General features: G+C 68.1%; 18 protein-coding genes and 2 riboswitches. Of the genes, 13 read left to right on the top strand and 5 right to left on the bottom strand.

Annotation, left to right across the window (positions count from 1 at the left end; genetic code table 11):
* Positions 1-4: 4 nt before the first annotated feature.
* The 6 genes from ASE72_RS14360 (at position 5) to cobO (ending at position 6633) form a co-directional block, all read left to right on the top strand.
* Positions 5-490 (top strand): nuclear transport factor 2 family protein, encoded by a 486-nt coding sequence (locus tag ASE72_RS14360; protein WP_056022805.1) that lies wholly within the window; start codon positions 5-7, stop codon positions 488-490.
* Complete coding sequence (locus tag ASE72_RS14365; RefSeq protein ID WP_056024151.1) at positions 487-2325, top strand: acetyl/propionyl/methylcrotonyl-CoA carboxylase subunit alpha; 1839 nt, start codon at positions 487-489, stop codon at positions 2323-2325. Before ASE72_RS14360 ends, ASE72_RS14365 begins: the two co-directional genes overlap by 4 nt.
* Positions 2325-2777, top strand: a complete 453-nt coding sequence (locus ASE72_RS14370; RefSeq protein WP_056022808.1) for a MaoC family dehydratase — start codon at positions 2325-2327, stop codon at positions 2775-2777. The genes ASE72_RS14365 and ASE72_RS14370 overlap by 1 nt, the downstream gene beginning before the upstream one ends.
* Entirely contained in the window at positions 2774-3598 is an 825-nt protein-coding gene (locus ASE72_RS14375; RefSeq protein ID WP_056022811.1) for an HpcH/HpaI aldolase/citrate lyase family protein, read from the top strand. Before ASE72_RS14370 ends, ASE72_RS14375 begins: the two co-directional genes overlap by 4 nt.
* A 61-nt stretch (positions 3599-3659) precedes the next feature.
* Positions 3660-3892, top strand: a riboswitch (cobalamin riboswitch).
* 183 nt (positions 3893-4075) lie between these two features.
* Entirely contained in the window at positions 4076-6034 is a 1959-nt protein-coding gene (locus ASE72_RS14380) for a TonB-dependent receptor plug domain-containing protein (protein WP_056022814.1), read from the top strand.
* Positions 6034-6633 (top strand): cob(I)yrinic acid a,c-diamide adenosyltransferase, encoded by a 600-nt coding sequence (gene cobO / locus ASE72_RS14385; RefSeq protein ID WP_056022817.1) that lies wholly within the window; start codon positions 6034-6036, stop codon positions 6631-6633. Before ASE72_RS14380 ends, cobO begins: the two co-directional genes overlap by 1 nt.
* A gap of 48 nt (positions 6634-6681) precedes the next feature.
* Here cobO and ASE72_RS14390 read toward each other — a convergent pair whose 3' ends face one another.
* Positions 6682-7497 carry an ABC transporter substrate-binding protein gene (locus ASE72_RS14390; protein WP_056022820.1) on the bottom strand — a complete coding sequence of 272 codons (816 nt, stop codon included), beginning with the start codon at positions 7495-7497 and terminating at the stop codon, positions 6682-6684.
* 105 nt (positions 7498-7602) lie between these two features.
* Here ASE72_RS14390 and ASE72_RS14395 point away from each other — a divergent pair, with 105 nt between their 5' ends.
* From ASE72_RS14395 to cobS, 6 genes are all read left to right on the top strand, one after another.
* Positions 7603-8559: a FecCD family ABC transporter permease gene (locus tag ASE72_RS14395; protein ID WP_056024154.1), complete on the top strand. Its 957-nt coding sequence runs from the start codon at positions 7603-7605 to the stop codon at positions 8557-8559.
* Complete coding sequence (locus ASE72_RS14400; protein WP_056022823.1) at positions 8553-9338, top strand: ABC transporter ATP-binding protein; 786 nt, start codon at positions 8553-8555, stop codon at positions 9336-9338. The genes ASE72_RS14395 and ASE72_RS14400 overlap by 7 nt, the downstream gene beginning before the upstream one ends.
* Before the next feature lie 21 nt (positions 9339-9359).
* Positions 9360-9546: riboswitch (cobalamin riboswitch) on the top strand.
* A gap of 107 nt (positions 9547-9653) precedes the next feature.
* Complete coding sequence (locus ASE72_RS14405; protein WP_056024157.1) at positions 9654-10061, top strand: DUF1636 domain-containing protein; 408 nt, start codon at positions 9654-9656, stop codon at positions 10059-10061.
* On the top strand, positions 10058-11071 hold the full coding sequence (gene cobT, locus ASE72_RS14410) for a nicotinate-nucleotide--dimethylbenzimidazole phosphoribosyltransferase (protein ID WP_056022826.1): 1014 nt from the start codon (positions 10058-10060) through the stop codon (positions 11069-11071). Before ASE72_RS14405 ends, cobT begins: the two co-directional genes overlap by 4 nt.
* The gene (locus tag ASE72_RS14415; protein WP_082446100.1) at positions 11068-11646 is read left to right on the top strand and encodes a histidine phosphatase family protein; all 579 of its coding nucleotides are present in this window, start codon (positions 11068-11070) and stop codon (positions 11644-11646) included. The genes cobT and ASE72_RS14415 overlap by 4 nt, the downstream gene beginning before the upstream one ends.
* Positions 11643-12359 carry an adenosylcobinamide-GDP ribazoletransferase gene (gene cobS, locus ASE72_RS14420; RefSeq protein ID WP_056022828.1) on the top strand — a complete coding sequence of 239 codons (717 nt, stop codon included), beginning with the start codon at positions 11643-11645 and terminating at the stop codon, positions 12357-12359. The genes ASE72_RS14415 and cobS overlap by 4 nt, the downstream gene beginning before the upstream one ends.
* Here the strand turns inward: cobS and ASE72_RS14425 are convergent.
* The 3 genes from ASE72_RS14425 to ASE72_RS14435 are packed head-to-tail and all read right to left on the bottom strand — an operon-like array spanning position 12327 to position 15710.
* A complete protein-coding gene (locus tag ASE72_RS14425; RefSeq protein WP_056022831.1) occupies positions 12327-13817 on the bottom strand; it encodes a cobyric acid synthase in 1491 nt (496 codons plus the stop codon). The two genes, cobS and ASE72_RS14425, sit on opposite strands and share 33 nt — an antisense overlap.
* Positions 13805-14743, bottom strand: a complete 939-nt coding sequence (gene cbiB, locus ASE72_RS14430; protein ID WP_056022834.1) for an adenosylcobinamide-phosphate synthase CbiB — start codon at positions 14741-14743, stop codon at positions 13805-13807. Before cbiB ends, ASE72_RS14425 begins: the two co-directional genes overlap by 13 nt.
* Positions 14736-15710, bottom strand: coding sequence for a threonine-phosphate decarboxylase (locus tag ASE72_RS14435; protein ID WP_156350581.1), 975 nt, complete (start codon positions 15708-15710; stop codon positions 14736-14738). Before ASE72_RS14435 ends, cbiB begins: the two co-directional genes overlap by 8 nt.
* A gap of 87 nt (positions 15711-15797) precedes the next feature.
* On the opposite strand from ASE72_RS14435, the gene cobU reads away from it, so the two are divergent.
* Positions 15798-16355, top strand: coding sequence for a bifunctional adenosylcobinamide kinase/adenosylcobinamide-phosphate guanylyltransferase (cobU, locus tag ASE72_RS14440; protein ID WP_056022838.1), 558 nt, complete (start codon positions 15798-15800; stop codon positions 16353-16355).
* 36 nt (positions 16356-16391) lie between these two features.
* Here the strand turns inward: cobU and ASE72_RS14445 are convergent, their stop codons facing one another.
* Complete coding sequence (locus tag ASE72_RS14445; protein ID WP_056022841.1) at positions 16392-17684, bottom strand: OmpP1/FadL family transporter; 1293 nt, start codon at positions 17682-17684, stop codon at positions 16392-16394.
* Positions 17685-17731: the final 47 nt, after the last annotated feature.

Here is a 17731-nt window from a genome sequence, read left to right on the forward strand (position 1 = left end):
TCGAATGATCCTGCTATCTCTCTTGCTCGCGGCGGGTCAGGTCACGCCCGTTGCTCCGATCGTCAAGGGCACCGGTCTGCCCCCGGCCGTGATGACGGAGGAGGCCGGCGTCATGGCGCCGATCAACGGCCTGTTCGCCGCGCTTGCTGCGCGCGACGGCCAGGCGATCCTCGCGCAGGTGCGTGCCGACGGCAGCGCCACCGTCGCCGAGGAGGGCCCTGACGGCGCGCGCACGGTGCGGCGCACCGGCTGGGCCGAGTTCGCGGCCGGTCTCAAACCGGGGCCCGAGCGCTACGCCGAAAAGCTGACCGACGCGGCGGTCGATATCGACGGCGACATCGCGATGGTCTGGTCGCCGTATATCTTCACGGTCGACGGCAGGGTCGCGCATTGCGGCACCGATCACTTCGACCTCGTGCGCGAGGCCGGCCGGTGGAAAATTCTGAACATCACCTGGTCGAAGCGCACCACCGGATGCCCGGCGCGATGATCGGCTCGTTGCTGATCGCCAACCGGGGCGAGATCGCCTGCCGGATCATCCGCACGGCGCGTGCCATGGGAATCCGCACGATCGCGGTGTATTCGGATGCCGACCGGGACGCGCTTCACGTCCGCCACGCAGACGAGGCCGTGCATATCGGCGCGAGCCCCGCGCGCGAAAGCTATCTGGTCGGCGAGAGGATCATCGCCGCTGCGCGGGAGAGCGGTGCGGATGCGATCCATCCCGGGTACGGTTTCCTGTCAGAGAATGCCGATTTTGCGCAGGCGGTGCGCGATGCGGGGCTGGTCTGGGTCGGTCCCCATCCCGACAGCATTCGCGCCATGGGGCTGAAGGACGCGGCCAAGCAGCGGATGATCGCGGCGGGCGTTCCTGTCACGCCTGGATATCTTGGCGAGGATCAGGCGCCAGATCGTCTCCAACGCGAGGCGGATGCGATTGGCTATCCAGTGCTCATCAAGGCGGTCGCGGGCGGCGGCGGCAAGGGCATGCGTCGCGTCGACAGCGCGACCGATTTTGCCGATGCGCTGACCTCGTGCCAGCGCGAGGCGTCGTCGTCGTTCGGCAACAGCGATGTGCTGATCGAAAAATACATTCTCTCGCCACGGCATATCGAAGTGCAGGTGTTCGGGGACATGCACGGCAACGTCGTGCACCTGTTCGAACGCGATTGCTCGCTCCAGCGCCGGCACCAGAAGGTGATCGAGGAGGCGCCGGCACCGGGGATGGACGCCGAGACGCGCGCTGCGATCTGCGCCGCAGCCGTCCGCGCGGCGCAGGCGGTCGACTATGTCGGTGCGGGGACGATCGAATTCATCGCCGATGCGAGCGAAGGCCTGCGCGCGGACCGGATCTGGTTCATGGAGATGAATACCCGGCTCCAGGTCGAGCATCCGGTAACCGAGGAGATCACGGGGCAGGATCTGGTCGAATGGCAGTTGCGCGTCGCGAGCGGCGAGCCGCTGCCCCGACGGCAGAACGAGCTTGCGATGGACGGCTGGGCGATGGAAGCGCGGCTCTATGCCGAGGACCCTCCAAGGGGCTTCCTGCCATCGATCGGCAGGCTCGTCGCCTTCGATCTCGGCGATGGCACGCGCGTCGATACCGGGGTCGAGCAGGGGGCGGAGATATCGCCCTTCTATGATCCGATGATCGCAAAGGTCATCGCATGGGGCCCCGATCGCGCGACCGCACGCGAAACGCTTGCGGCTGCGCTCGACGGGGCCGTCGTCTGGCCTGTGCTGTCGAATGCGGGGTTCCTGGTTCAGGCGCTCGATCATCCCGATTTCGTCGCGGGCACGGTCGATACCGGGCTGATCGCGCGCGAAAACGAAGCGCTGATGCCGGCGACGCAGCCGCGCGAGGAAGCGTTGATCGAGGCCGCGCGGGCGCTGGTAGCGGCCGATCCGATCGCCGGTTTCCGTCTGAACGCCGCGCCGAGGCGCGCTGCGCGCTTCCTGCTCGACGACGAGGCGATCTTGATCGATCTCGATGCATATGGCGCGGAGGGTACGCCCGCCGACGAGGCCCTCGTCTCCGACGCCGGGCAGACATGGCTGCTGCAACGCTGGCGCGCATCGGGGGTGGCCGAGGGGGCCGCGGCCGATGGCGCGATCCTGTCGCCGATGCCGGGGCGGATCATCGCGGTCGATGTCGTCGAGGGTGACCGCGTTGTGTCAGGGCAGAAGCTGGTGACGCTGGAGGCGATGAAGATGGAGCATTCGCTGACAGCCCCGTTTGACGGGGTCGTCGCCGAGCTCGTCGCCGTCGAGGGGGGGCAGGTCAGCGACGGCACGATACTCGTGCGGATCGAGAAGGACGCCTGATGGCCGGACGCTATTACGATCAATGGTCGGTCGGCGACGCAATCGTCCACGAAATCCGCCGCACCGTCACCGAGACGGACAATCTGCTGTTCTCGACGATGACGCACAACCCGCAGCCGCTTCATCTCGACGTCGAAGCGGCCAAGGCGAGCGAGTTCGGCCAAATTCTGGTCAACGGGACCTTCACCTTCGCGCTGATGGTGGGACTGTCGGTGGGCGAGACGACGCTCGGTACGCTCGTCGCCAATCTCGGTTACGACAAGCTGGTCCATCCGCAACCGGTCTTCATCGGTGATACGATGCGCGCCGAGACCGTCGTCGCCGACCTCAAGGACAGCAAGTCGCGCCCGAATGCGGGAATCGTGACGTTCATGCACCGGCTGATCAACCAGCGCGACGAGATCGTGTGCCAATGCCTCCGCTCCGCGCTGTTGCTCCGGTCGCCGGCATGAGGCTGCGGTCGCTGCTGTTCGTGCCGGCGGACCGACCCGAGCGGTTCGGCAAGGCGGCGGCAAGCGGCACGGATGCGATCATCCTCGATCTCGAGGACTCTGTTGCGCCGTCGCGCAAGGCGTTCGCGCGCGATGCGGTGCGGGCAGCGCTCGGCGAGCCGGCCGGTGTCATTCGGCTGGTCCGGATCAATCCGCTCGATGCGGACGATCGCCGCGACGATATCGCGGCGGCGCGCGGCGCGGATGCGATCATGCTGCCCAAGGCGGCAGGGAAGGCAACGGTCGCGGCGCTGGTCGAGGCTTATGGGCCGGACTGTCCGCCCATCCTGCCGATCGCCACCGAGATTCCGGCAGCGATATTCACGCTTGGCGAATATGCGGCGGTGTCGGACAGGCTCTGCGGATTGACGTGGGGGGCGGAGGATCTGCCGGCTGCGATCGGCGCGGCGACGAGTCGCGAGGCGGACGGTCACTATACCGATCCCTATCGGATGGTCAGGTCGCTGTTGCTGTTCGGTGCGCATGCAGCGGGTGTGGCGGCGATTGAGACGGTGTATCCCGCGATCGCCGATCTCGACGGGCTGGCGGCCTATGCCGCACGAGGAAGCCGGGATGGGTTTACGGGAATGATGGCGATCCACCCGACCCAGGTTGCGACGATCAACGCGGCCTTCACGCCCGATGCGGCGACGGTCGCGCGGGCCGAGGCGATCGTCGCGGCGTTCGCGGCGGCGCCGGAGGCGGGGGCGCTGCAACTCGACGGGCGGATGATCGATGCGCCGCATCTGCGCCAGGCGCAGGCGATCCTCGCACGGGTGTAGCGCGCGCCCATTGGCGGCGCGGAAAATCTGTTCTACCGGGGCGTCGCGATCCGGTGAAGACCGTGTCGCAGATCGCGTCGGTGCCCCTCGGGGCTTGAAGGGGAATGCGGTGCGGACGTTCGCGCGTCCAATGCCGCGGCTGTCCCTGCAACTGTAAGCGGTGAGCGCGGTGCGCAGGTCTCCTCGTCACGAGGGGACGACCACTAGGCCGAAGCGCAAGCACATGGCCCGGGAAGGTCGTGCACCGGGTGTCGACCCGCGAGCCAGGAGACCTGCCGGCGCTCGGTCGCTCTTGCCTTGGTCCAGGGGGTGACCGCGGCACGGTACTCCGTCTGAGCGACGAACCATGCGGCGGGGGCCGCATCGGTGCGCGTGGCGGATGCTGTTCGGTGTCCATCCCAAGCGTCGCGCCGACCGTCCGAATCATCGGACGGCACGCCCCCGCCGGTCGCTCGTGACGCCGGGGGGTATCGTTTCATGACCAGAGTTTTCGTATCGCTGATGGCGCTCGCCACCGCAGCGTCCGCCACATCGCCGGCGTTCGCCGATGCCGATCGGGCGACGCCAGGGGCGGCCGAGCGCGCGGTTGATGGTGCCGAGGTCGTCGTCACCGCCTCGCGTTCGGGCGATGCCGTGCCGGTCGACCAGCTTGGCGCGTCGGTGACGGTGATCGATGCCGCCGCGATCGACCGGCGGCAAACCCGGATCGTGTCCGATGTGCTGCGTGACGTGCCTGGCCTGGCGGTCAGTCGGACGGGCGCGATCGGGGGTACGACGCAGGTGCGCATCCGCGGGTCGGAGGGCAACCATGTGCTCGTCCTGATCGACGGGATCGAAGTGTCCGATCCCTATCAGGGTGAATATGATTTCGGGACGCTGATCGCGGACGAGGCGGCGCGGGTCGAGGTGCTGCGCGGCCAGCAATCGGCGCTGTACGGATCGGACGCGATCGGCGGCGTCATCCAGTATCTGACGCTGAGCGGCGCGGAAGCGCCGGGCACAACGCTGCGCGCCGAGGGCGGATCGTTCGGCACATTCTCGGGCGGCGCCCGCGTCGCAGGCGTTTCCGGGAACCTCGACTACGCGCTGTCGGGTTCGACCTATCTCACCGACGGCACGCCGACCGCACGCGGCGGGTCGCGCGACATCGGCGCAAACAGCGTCGGCGCGACCGGCAAGTTCATCTGGTCGCCCGGCGATACGCTCAAGGTAACCGCGGTCGGCCGCTACAGCCATACAGACGCAGACAGCAACGACACGGCGTTGAGTGGCCCGCAGTTCGGCACAGTCGTCGACACGCCAGGCGCCCGCAGTACGGTGGACGCTTATTACGGGCTCGTCCGCGCCGAGGTGGCACTCGCGGACGGCCGCTGGACGAACGCGCTGAGCGGGCAGTTCGCCGATACGACGCGCCGGGCACTTGTCGACGACGCGCTCAATTTTGGCAACAAGGGCCGGCGGTACAAGGGCTCGTTCGAAAGTGCGTTCCGGTTCGGGACCGACCGGATCCAGCACCGCCTGACGGGTGCCGTCGATGTAGAGCGAGAAGAATTCCAGACGCTTAGCCCGGTTCCCTCGGAGTTCGTATTCACCGGACGACGCCATACCGACAATGTCGGGATCGTCGGCCAGTATGACGTGGTGATCGATGACGCGCTGGCGATTGGCGCTTCCGTCCGCCGCGACGAGAATACGCGCTTCGACGACACCACCACCTACCGTGCGCAGGCAAGCTATCGCTTCGCCACGGGGACACGCGTTCGCGGCGCCTATGGGACGGGGGTGAAGAACCCCGGCTATTTCGATCTCTTCGGCTATTCAGATGGTCGCTATATCGGCAATCCGAACCTCAAGCCCGAGAAGTCGAAGGGTTGGGAAGCCGGGCTCGAACAGAGTTTCGGGGGTGACCGCGCGACGATCGGCGCGACCTATTTTGACAGTCGCCTGACGAACGAGATCTTCACCACCTATCCAGAGCCGGATTTCGTCGCGACGCCCGGCAACCGCGATACGCGGTCGAAGCAGCGAGGCGTCGAGGTGTTCGCCAGCGCGCGGCCGATCACGCAACTGCGGTTTGATCTTGCCTACACCTATCTGCGTGCGCGCGAGGACGGCAGCGTCGAGATTCGCCGGCCGAGCCATATCGGCAGCGTCAACATGACCGCGTTCAGTCGTGACGAGCGTTCATCGGGAACGTTGACGGTGCGATACAATGGCCGCCAGCAGGACGATGCGTATACCGATCCGAGCTATGTGCCGGTCCGGCTGGCGCTCCAGGAATATGTCCTGGTCAATCTCAACGCAGCCTATCAACTGAGCCCGACGCTATCGGTCTTCGGGCGCGTCGAGAACCTGTTCGACGAGCGATACGAAGAAGTGTTCAGCTATGTCGGGCAGGGCCGCGGTGCCTACGCCGGCATCAAGGCGGCGTTCTGATGCGCAGCGAGGCGGATCACAAGGCGCGGATGGCCAAGAAAAAGGTCGTCCAAGACAGGATCGTCGCAGCCAAGACGATCGAGAAGGGCCTGCTCATGGTCCATACCGGGCCCGGCAAGGGGAAGACCACGGCGGCGCTCGGCATGGCGGTCCGGATGATGGGGCATGGGCGAAAGGTCGGGATCGTCCAGTTCGTCAAGGGTGCGATGACGACGGGGGAGAAGGTGATCTTCGACGCATTCCCCGACCTGGTCGCGTTCAGACCGATGGGCGAGGGCTTCACCTGGGATACGCAGGACCGGACGCGCGACATTGCCGTCGCGCGCGAGGCCTGGGACGAGGTTCGGCGAATGATCGCCGATCCGTCCTATGCGATGGTCATCGCCGACGAGATCAACATCGTCCTGCGGTACGATTATCTGCCGCTCGACGAGGTGCTCAGCGGTTTTGCGGCGCGTCCGGAGATGACGCATGTCGTTGCGACCGGGCGGAATGCCCCCGACGCGCTGATCGCCGCGGCGGATCTCGTGACCGAGATGGGGCAGGTCAAACATCCGTTCCGAGGCGGCGTCAAGGCGCAGGCGGGGGTCGAGTTCTAGCCTGCCCGCGCGGGCGACCCGATGGTCGTCCCAGCGCCGGCCGCGCCGCTATTCCTGCAGTTGCGCTGCGAGGCTCCGGGCGGCGCGGACATAGGCGGGGCCACCGCACACCGTCCAGGCCTCAGGGATGCGCAGGCGCTTGATCCGTGCGAGTACGGGGTGGTGGAGCATCTCGGTACCCTGATCGGTGACGCGGTCCGTCGCGCTCTCGACGACCAGATAGTCCGGACGCGCGAGCGCCATCTGCTCGAGCGACAGCTGCGATAGCGCCGGCTTGTCGAGCCTCGTGGCCAGGTTGGTCAAGCCCAGACGCTGCATGAGATCGTCGATCAACGTTCCCTTGCCCGTCAGAAATCCGCGGCGCTGGTAATAGGCGGCGACGCGTCCCCGGCCGACAGCGGGTGGTATACGTGCCAAGGCGGTGTCCATCCGGCGTATCAGCCTCTCGCCCCGGTCGGGATGTCCCACTGCCGCCGCAACCTGGCGGACTTGCGCGACGATCGCGGCGTAGCTGTCCGCGGGGGGAAGATCGAGCGTCGCGATACGCTGGTGACCCAGCACATCGGCGATGGTCTTGCGGCGGAACGGCGAGGCTATGACAAGATCGGGGCGCAGCATCAGCACATCCTCTGCACTGCCGCGGCTCGACGGCATGTGCTTCGCCTGAGCCGCGACGGCGGACATGTCGGGGTCGCGCGCGAACCTCGTGAGCGCCGCGATCTGCGACGGATCGGCAAGCGCGATCAGATACTGGTCGGCGCACAGATTGAGCGACACGATCCTGCGCGGCAAGGTCGGCGCCGCGGCGGTCGACGTCGGTAATACCAGCGTCGTCAGGGCGATCAGCGGGAAAACGTGGCGCATGCGCAAAGTCCTGCCGCAGCGATGACATATGCGCTAGGCGGAAACGATGAGACAGACGCGGTCAGGATCAGGCGCGTGACGCGCGGACGGTTGCTCGGCGGACTGATGCTGCTTGCCGCGATGGCGGGGGTGGCGTCGGTCGCGATCGGGAGCGCCGCGATCCCGCCGGGTCGCGTTTTCGAAGCGCTGATCGGACATGGCGACCCGATCGAGCGCGCGATCCTGCTCGAGCTGCGGCTTCCGCGCGCCATTCTCGGGCTGGCGGTCGGCGCGATGCTTGGGCTGTCAGGTGCCGCCCTGCAAGGGTTTCTGCGCAATCCGCTTGCCGAGCCATCGGTTCTCGGCGCCTCGAACGGCGCGTCGCTCGGGGCGGTGATCGCGCTGTACTTCGGCGTCGCGGAGATACACCCGGCGATGTTGCCGGCGCTGGCGATCATCGGGGCGTTCGCCGCGCTTGGCTTGTTGTTCGTGCTGTCGGCTGGGTCGGAAAGTGCGCTGTCGCTGATCCTTGCGGGCATCGCGGTGGGAACGCTCGCCGTTGCCGGGGTCAGCCTTGCCCTGAACCTCTCGCCTAACCCCTTTGCCGCGATGGAGATCATGACCTGGCTGCTCGGATCGCTTGAGGATCGTTCGTTCACGCACGTGATGCTCGCGCTACCGTGTATCGCGGTCGGGATCGTGTCGGTGGCGTGGGACGGGCGCGCGCTCGATGCGTTGACGCTCGGAGAAGATGGCGCGCGCGCACTCGGTGTCAATCTCCGCTACACGCGTGCCCGGATACTCGTCGGGATCGCCGTTGGTGTCGGCGGTGCCGTGGCGGTTTCGGGCGCGATCGGGTTCATCGGGCTGATCGTCCCGCACCTGATCCGTCCGCTGACCGACCGGTCGCCATCGGCGATCCTGCTGCCATCCGCGATCGGTGGCGCCGCGCTGCTGACCTTCGCCGATGTCCTGGTGCGCGTGATCCCCACCTCGAGCGAACTCAAGCTCGGCGTGGTCACCGCGTTTCTGGGCGTGCCGGTGTTCGTCGTCCAACTGATGCGCGAGCGGCGGTCATGGTGAGCCTCGCCACAAAAAGTCTGGTCGTTCGTCGCGCTGGCGTGGACGTCGTCGAACAGGTCAGCTTTTCCGCCGATGGCGGGGCGTTGATCGGTATCGTCGGTCCCAACGGCGCAGGAAAGTCGACGCTGGTGCAGGCGCTGTTGGGGCTTGTCGCCTCGACGGGGGATATCCTGCTCGATGGACAGCCGCTTGGCCGACGCTCGCGGGCGCAGATCGCGCGAACGATTGCGTATCTGCCTCAGGGCCAGAGCCTGCATTGGCCATTGAGTGTCGACCGGCTCGTCGCGCTGGGACGGTTGCCGCATTTGGCGCCGCTGTCGCGCATCACGACGGAAGACCGGGCCGCGGTCGACCGGGCCATGGCGACGGCGGACGTAAGGGCGCTCGCGACGCGGACGGCGACCGAATTGTCGGGCGGCGAACGCGCCCGGGTCCTGCTTGCCCGCGCGCTCGCGGTCGAGGCGCCCGCGCTGATCGTCGACGAGCCGCTCGCGTCGCTCGATCCTGCGCACCAGATGCGCGTGATGGAAATCCTGCGGGATCAGGCTACGCGCGGGGTCTTGGTAGTCGCGGTGCTTCATGATCTGAGCCTTGCCGCACGCTATTGCGACCGGTTGATGATGATCGACCGCGGGCGGCTGGTCGCGGATGGCACGCCGGACGCCGTGCTGACGCCCGAACGCCTGCGCGAGACCTATGGTATCCGCGCCTGGTTCGGATCGGCGGCGAACGTGCCGCTCATCGTTCCCATCGCGCGCGCGACGTCACGGCACGATTGACCCGCGCCCGGCGACACGCCTATTCGGGGTGCTGCGACAGGTTCCCCGGCGACGGGGATGAAAAGGGAACGGGAGAACCCCGGCTGCCCCTGCAACTGTAAGCGGCGAGCCATCGTGCCATCATGCCATTGGGATCCCGGTCCCGAGAAGGCGGTGCGGAGGGCTGTGACCCGTGAGCCAGGAGACCTGCCCGTCGCAGTCGTCTTTCGTCCGGCCAGGGTGCGCCGAGCGGACGGGGGTGAACCCGAGCGACGACATAACCAGCCTGCGGTCCAAGGCCGCGGGCGCGTATGTCATGGGGTTTCAATGCCAAATATTCTGGTTCCCGCCGAAGACGGTGCGGCCGTCGTCGCTTGCAGCACCTGCCGCGCTTCCACCGATGCAAAGGACGATGCCGAGGGCATGCGGGGTGGTGCAAGACTCGTCGCGGCATTGCAGGCGGTCCAGGCAAGCGATCCGCGCTATGCCGGGATTGCGGTCCAGGCGATGCCGTGCCTGTTCGCGTGTCAGGACTTTTGCACCATCCATGTCCGCGGCCCCGCGAAGATCGGTTATGTGCTGGGGCGCTTCACGCCTGACGAGGACGCGGCGCGGGCGATCCTCGATTATGCCGTGCTGCATGCGGAGAGTGCGGAGGGGCAGGTGCCGTTCCGGCAGTGGCCGGCCGGGATCAAGGGGCATTTCATCACCCGGACGCCACCCGCCGGCTATGTCGCGCAGTGACGCTGTTCCCGACGGTCGCAGCGTTCGAGGCGGCGCTGCAGGCCCTTCCCGCGGCAGACGAAGCCGCGCGAGGGGCCGCATCGCTGCGGCAGGGCCAGTTGACCAAGCCGCCCGGGTCGCTTGGCCGATTGGAAGACCTCGCGGTCTTCATGGCGGGCTGGCAAGGGCGCGAGCGGCCGCGGTTCGAGCGCGCGCGGGCGGCAATTTTCGCCGGAAATCACGGTGTTGCGGTGCACGGGGTCAGCGCTTTCCCGGTCTCCGTAACTGCACAGATGGTCGAGAATTTCCGCCATGGGGGCGCGGCGATCAATGCGCTGGCGGATGCCGTCGGGCTCGAGCTGATCATCGCCGACATCGATCTGGAAGCCCCTACGGCGGATTTCACGACGGGAGCGGCGATGGACGAAGCCGCGTGTCTCGCTGCGCTCAATATCGGAGCGGGCGTCGTCGTGCCGGGGCTCGACATGCTTGTCGTGGGTGAGATGGGGATCGGGAATTCCACGTCGGCCGCAGCACTGTGTCTGCGCAGTTACGGCGGAACCGCCGCGGACTGGGTTGGGCCGGGGACGGGGGTTGATGTGGCGGGAATCGCGCGGAAAATCGCGGTAGTTGAGGCGGGGATTGGGCGGCATGATGATTGCCCGCGCACGCCGTTCGAGACGTTGCGGCGGGTCGGGGGGCGTGAAATCGTCGCGATCGCTGGCGCGGTGGTGGCGGCGCGGGTGGCGGGGGTGCCGGTTGTGCTCGACGGATTCATTTCGTCGGCGGCGATTGCACCGATCGCGGCGGCGTATCCTGGCATTGTGGAGCATTGCATTGCCGGGCATTGTTCGGCGGAGCCGGGGCATGAGCTACTGCTCGCCGCGCTAAAACTCGAGCCTTTACTGAGACTTGGAATGCGGTTGGGGGAGGGTAGCGGGGCGGCGGTTGCGGTGGGCGTAATCCGGTCGGCGCTGGCGGCGCATGACGGGATGGCGACGTTTGCCGAGGCGGGGGTGTCGGTGGCGTGAGCGCGCCTTTCCTGCTCCACCTGTTGCGGCATGGGGCGCCTGAATTGACCGGGCGGATGCTGGGGCGGACCGATAGTCCGGTCACGGCGGAGGGGTTGGCGGCCTGTGTGGCGCGGGTAAAGTCTCGGGATTTCAAGGCGTTGGTCTGTTCTGATCTCATACGATCGCAGGCTATTGCGGATGCGATCGGGCGGGAGCGTGGGCTCGCTCCGACGACTGATGCGCGGTGGCGGGAGCTGGATTTCGGGGACTGGGACGGGCTGGCTGCGGCGGAGATCGACGCTGCGGCGTTGCAGCGGTTCTGGGACGATCCGGATGGGGCAGCGCCACCGGGTGGCGAGCGGTGGAGTGATTTGGTCGCTAGAATTACCGATGCGATAGAAGATCTTACACCTGAAACCTCATTGATCGTGACACATGGCGGGGCGATCCGTGCGGCGTTGAGATCGCTGTGCGGATTCGGGTTGCGCGAGCTCTGGGCGTTCGATTTGCCCTATGCGGCGCTCGTTACGCTACGGATCTGGCCGGACCGGACGGCGCAGATCGTGGGGCTGCAGACGGATCCGGTTTCGTGAAGCGGCTGATCGTCGCCTTCGGCTTCCTGACGCGCGTGCCGATGCCGCAAGTCACTGCGGACGCTGAGGATTTTGCCGCCGCGATCCGGTGGTATCCGGTCGTAGGGGCGTGCATCGGGGTGGTCGTCGCGGGCGCGGGGTCAGTCGGCGCGCAGGTCGATCCGTGGACCGGGGCGCTCGCCGCGCTGACAATTTGGGTAGCGATTACAGGGGCCTTACACCTGGATGGGCTGGCGGATCTGGCAGACGGGCTGGGTGCCGCGCATGGCAATCGCGACCGGCTGATCGCGGTGATGGCGGATCCGCATATCGGCAGCTTCGGTGTTGTGATGATCGCGCTGCAACTCCTTGCAAAACTTGTCTTATTGCATGCTGTCTCCGCGCAGGGATGGGCGGTCGTGATCGTCGTCCCGATGCTCGCGCGGATTGGGCCGTTGTGCTGGGCGCGGTGGGTGCCGCTGCTCCGCGAGGGCGGGCTGGGAGGGATGGTGGCAGGGAAGATCAGGGTGCACGATCTGGTCTTTTGGGGGTGCGTAACAGGGTGTTTAGGGGTGCCTGTGCATGCCGTTGCAGGGGCCCCTGCACTGATCGCGGTATTCGGCTGGTGGCTGATCCGGCGGGTCGGGGGCGTATCGGGGGATTGCCACGGCGCGGGGATCGAATTCGTCGAGACCGGAATGCTAGTCGCGCTCGCCATCGCCGGCCGCGTCTGAGCCCGCGAGCTTCGACAGCGCGATCAGCGCGTCGATATCGAGATGCCGTTCGAGCGTTTCGGCAATCGCATCGAGCGCGGCGTCGATCGATGCCGCATGGTCGGGACCGACCGCGTCGACCCCGAGCCGGCTGAGCCAGGCGCGGCGCTGATCCGCGAGGCCGAGCAGGCCGTGGACATAGCTGCCAGAGACGAGCCCGTCGGGACTGACCGCGCCGTCGCGGCGGCCATCGTCGCGAGTCGTGAGTGCGCGCGCGGTGTCGGGGCCGGTGGTTTCGCCGATATGGATCTCATAGCCGTCGAACCGTGCGCCGATCGCGGTGCCGGCGACGCGCTCGAGCGTCTTGGCGGGGGACAGGAGCGTCGCGACGTCGAGCAGGCCGAGCCCGGGGGCGATACCGGCGGGCCCTTCCAGCCCGTCCGGATCGGCGATGCTGCGACCGAGCATCTGATAGCCGCCGCAAAGCCCGAGCACCGTGCGGCCGCGGCGGCGATGCGCATAGATGTCGATGTCCCAGCCCTGCGCGCGGAGAAAGGCGAGGTCGGGGATCGTCGCCTTGGAGCCGGCAAGGATAATCATGTCGGCGTCGGGGATCGGTTCGCCGGGCGGGACCATGACGAGCGTAACGCCGGGGTCGAGCCGCAGCGGATCGAGATCGTCGAAATTGGCGATGCGCGGGGTGATCGGACAGGCGATGACGATCTGGCCGTCTTGCCGGCCGTGACCGGTCTGGCGTTCGAGGATGACCGCGTCCTCGCTCGGCAGGCGGGCGGCCTCGGGCAGCCAGGGGATGACACCATAGCCGCGCCAGCCCGACCGCGCCTCGATTGCGCGATAGCCGTCGTCGAACAGCGCGGGGTCGCCGCGAAACTTGTTGACGAGGAAGCCGTGGATCATCGCGGCATCGGCGGGGTCGATCACCGCACGCGTGCCGACGAGCGAGGCGATGACGCCGCCGCGGTCGATATCGCCGATCAGGATGACGGGGACGCCCGCGGCGCGCGCAAAGCCCATGTTTGCGATGTCGGCGGCGCGCAGGTTGATCTCGGCCGGGCTGCCCGCGCCCTCGACGACGACGATGTCCGCCTGCGCACGGAGCCGGTGATAGCTGGCGAGCACGTCGTCCATCAGCCCCGCGCGCCCCTCGCGCCAGCGGCTCGCGCGCAGGATGCCGCGGACCTTGCCGTGGACGACGAGCTGCGAGCTGCGGTCGCCCTGCGGTTTGAGCAGAACGGGGTTCATGTCGGTGGTCGCAGCGATGCGCGCGGCGATCGCCTGGGTCGCCTGCGCGCGGCCGATCTCGCCGCCATCGGCGGTGACGGCGGCGTTGTTCGACATGTTCTGCGGTTTGAAGGGGCGGACGGAAAGCCCGCGATTGGCCAGCGCGCGACAGAGCCCGGCGACGAGCACCGACTTGCCGACGTCCGAGCCGGTGCCCTGAAGCATCACCGCACCCACAGCAGCGCCCCCGTGACGATCCACAGCAGCAGGCAGGCGCGGCGATAGACCTGCAGCGCGCGGGCGATGTCGGCGGCGGTGGCGGCGGGGCGACCGCTGCCGATCCAGGGCTTCAGCTGGGTGACGCCGTCATAGCTAACCGGGCCGGCGAGGCGGAGGTCGAGCACGCCCGCCATCGCCGCCTCGGGCCAGCCGGCATTGGGCGAGGCATGTCTGCGCGCGTCGCGCCGCATCACGCGCCAGCCGCCGGGACCGGCGAGACACAGCAAGGCGCCGCTGATCCGCGCGGGGATCCAGTTGGCGAGATCGTCGATCCGCGCCGAGGCCCAGCCGAACGCGCGCCAACGGGGTTCGCGGTGACCGATCAAACTGTCGGCGGTGTTGATCGCCTTGTAGATCCACAGCCCGGGAAGCCCGCCGACGAGCAGCCAGAAGAGCGGCGCGACGACGCCGTCGCAGAAGCTTTCGGCAAGGCTTTCGATTCCGGCGCGGGCGATGCCGGCGGAATCGAGCCGGTAGGTGTCGCGGCCGACGATCTTGCCGACCGCGATTCGCGCACCCTGCACGTCGCCCTTGCCGAGCGCGGCGGCGATCGGCGCGACGTGATCGTTGAGGCTGCGCTGCGCGAGACCGGGGGCGGCGAGGAGGCCGATGCCGATCCAGGCATAGCCGCCGAGATAGGTCGTCATCAGCCAGGTCGCGCCCCAGGCGATCCCGCCCGTTACCGCGAGCGTGATCGCGAGCGTCGCGACCCCGGCGATGCGGCGCGTCGCGTCGGGCCATGAGGGACGGTTGAGTGCCTTTTCGAGCGCGCCGATGATCGCGGCGATCGCGCCAACGGGATGACCGATCCGACGGTAGAGCCGTTCCGGCCAGCCGAACGCGGCGTCGAGCGCGAGCGCAAGGAGCGCGACGGGATCAGCCATGCGCGAGCGCCGTGTCGAGACGCGCCAGCGCGGCTGCGTCGGCGGGGACGCCGAGACGCAGCCAGCGGGGGTCATAGGTGAAGGGCCTCGTCAGGATGCCCGTCATATTCAGGCGTTCGAACAGGGACTTGGCGTCGTCTGTTACGATGAGGCGGAAGAGCGGGCAGGCGCCCGTCGCGGCGAGCCCATGGCGGAGAAGCACCGCGTCGAGCTCGGCCGCGCGGGTGACGAGATGTCTGCGCGTGGTCTCGATCCAGGCTCGGTCGGCATAGGCGGCGGTGCCAATCGCGAGCGCGGTGGCGGAGATCGGCCAGCTGCCCAGACGGTCGCGGACCCGCGCGACGATGCCGGGCGGTGCGATCATGAAGCCGAGCCGCACGCCCGCGAGTCCGAAGAACTTTCCGAATGATCGGAACAGGATGACGGGATCTTCTGCGGACAGGTGCGAGGCCAGGCCGGCGTCGGGGAGCGTGTCGGCGAAGGCCTCGTCGACCACCAGCCAGCCTGCATTCTCGCGGAGATGGTCGATCACTGGCCGAAGCGCGTCCGGACTGACCAGCCGGCCGTCCGGGTTGTTCGGGTTGGCGAGCAGGATGGTGCCGCCGTGTGTCGCTTCGTCGGTCAGGCTGTCGATCGAGATACGCGCGGGGAAGGCCGCTTCGTGCGTCGCGTAGCTGGGGCCGACATGGCGGGCGGGGGCAGGCAGGCCGAGCTCGCCGAGCAGGCGCAGGCCGATCTCGGTGCCGGGCAGTGCGACGACGCGCGCGGGGTCGGTGCCGAAGTGGCGCGCGGCGACGGCCTCGAGCGTGGCGAGTGCGGTGGGCGAGGGGAGGCTGCGCAGGTCGACCGCGAGATCGGCGGGCGGCTCCCACGCACAGGGGTTGATCCCGGTCGACAGGTCGAGCCAGGGACGCGGCGCGTGCGGGTACAGCGCCTGCGCGCTGTCGATCCGGCCGCCATGTTCCATCAGCGCGTGCACATGCGTCCCCTGCGCCGGCGATGCCGCGGCGTTGCTGCTGGCCTTCGCCATTCGCCGGGGATAGCGCAAGAGGCGATGGAGGAGACGGGCGTGCAGGGGTTTGGAAAGACGGTGCTGGTGACCGGCGGTGCGCGCTCCGGCAAGAGCCGCCATGCGCAGGCTTTGGCAGAGGCGGGGGCAGAGGCGGCAGGTGGCCACGCGCTGGTCTATATCGCGACCGCGCAGGCATTCGACGGCGAGATGACCGACCGGATCGCGCGGCATCGCTCCGAGCGGGACGAACGGTGGCGGACGGTCGAGGCACCGCTCGCGCTGGCGGCGGCGATCGCCGAGGCGGATGCGCCGGACGGGGTGATACTGGTCGACTGCCTGACCTTGTGGGCGTCGAACCTGATGCTGGCGGAGGCGGAGGCGGATGCGGAGACGGCGATCGCCGCGCTGCTGGACGCGATCGGTCGCGTCACGGGGCGGCTGGTGCTGGTCACCAACGAGGTCGGGATGGGGATCGTGCCCGACAATGCGATGGCGCGGCGGTTCCGCGATCTGGCCGGGATGCTCAACCAGCGGGTCGCGGCTACGGTGGAGACGGTCGATCTCGCGGTGTCCGGGCTGACGATCCGGATGAAGGGGTAGGGTGCCCCTCCCCGGTGCGGGGAGGGGCTGGGCGCGTCAGAACGAGACGCGGGCGCCGAGCGAGGTGACGATCGCGCTGGCGTCGCGGAGCGCGCCGTTGGTGCGGATGATGCTGCCCGCGACCAAAGTGGCGCGGTCGATCGTCGTGTTCTCGAAGTCGACATATTGCGCGGCGGCGTCGACCGCGATGCGCGGCGTCAGCTGGTAGGAGGCACCGGCGGCATAGGTCCAGCGATCGGCGTCGGGGACGCGCGCGTCGCGCTGGCCGTCCTGGGTCGGCGTCTTGGTGCGCTGGACACCGCCGCGCACCGTCAGCTTGGTCGTGACGTCATAGTCGAGACCGCCCGCGAGGCTCCAGCTGTCGCGGTAGTTTTCGGGGATCGACGTGTTGAGCGGCGCGCCGAGATCGATCGTGTCGAACTTGCTCCAGTTGAACGCGATGACCTGCGCGTTGAGCGTCAGCTGGTCGGTGGCGCGGACGCGGCCCGCGACGATGACCTGGCCGGGGGTGTTGAACTCTGCGGTCGCGCCCGAGATGTCGGTGTTGCCGCCGGCGAGCGGGCCGAGCAGGCCGGTGACGACGAGGTCGCCCTTCAGCTTGTGACGGATGCTCGACTTGTAGGTGACGCCGACGGTGGCGAAGTCGTTGTGGAGTTGGACGCCGGCGGTCCAGCCGAGATCCCAGCCGTCGCCGCTGAGTTCCTGGCGGCCGTCGGGCTGCGCCGCGGAGACGTTGGGGAGCGCGTTGCTGAGGATCGCGTCGGTATATTCGACGTTGAGCGCACCGCCGACGCGGAGCCAGTCGGTCAGCTCGACGCCGATCGAGGGCTGGATGTCGATCGTGCGCAGGCGCGTCTTGTCCGCGCTGTAGCGGGCCCAGCTGTCGGCGTCATAGTTGGTCGTGAAGCTGAACGGCGAGGTGACGACGAGGCCGACCGCGATCCGGTCGGTCAGCGGATAGGCGACGGCGCCCGAGGGGACGACGCCCTTGTTGACCGGGTCGCTCGAGTTCGACTGGCCGCTGATCGCGGTGCAGGGCTGGCCGCCCGGGCGGCAGATCTGCGAGCCGGTGTCGATGACGTCGCCGCGCGGGATGATCGCGCTGGCGCTGAGCGTCGCGCTGCCGTCGCGGATGCCGGCGATCGCGGCGGGGTTCCACCAGAGCGACGCGGCGCCGGTATCGGCGGCCTCGCCCGAGAACGCACGGCCCGCGCCGCGTGCCGACTGCGCCTGGAGGTAGAAGGCGTCGGCATAGGCGGTGCTGGCGAACCCGAAAGCGGAGACGAGCGCGGTCACGGCCAGCAACGGGGCCTTGGTACGAAACGACATTTACAAAATTCCTGAACGCTAACTTTTAGGGGAACGTGAGGGGAGAC

The organism is Sphingomonas sp. Leaf20 (assembly GCF_001421535.1).
Classification (GTDB): domain Bacteria; phylum Pseudomonadota; class Alphaproteobacteria; order Sphingomonadales; family Sphingomonadaceae; genus Sphingomonas.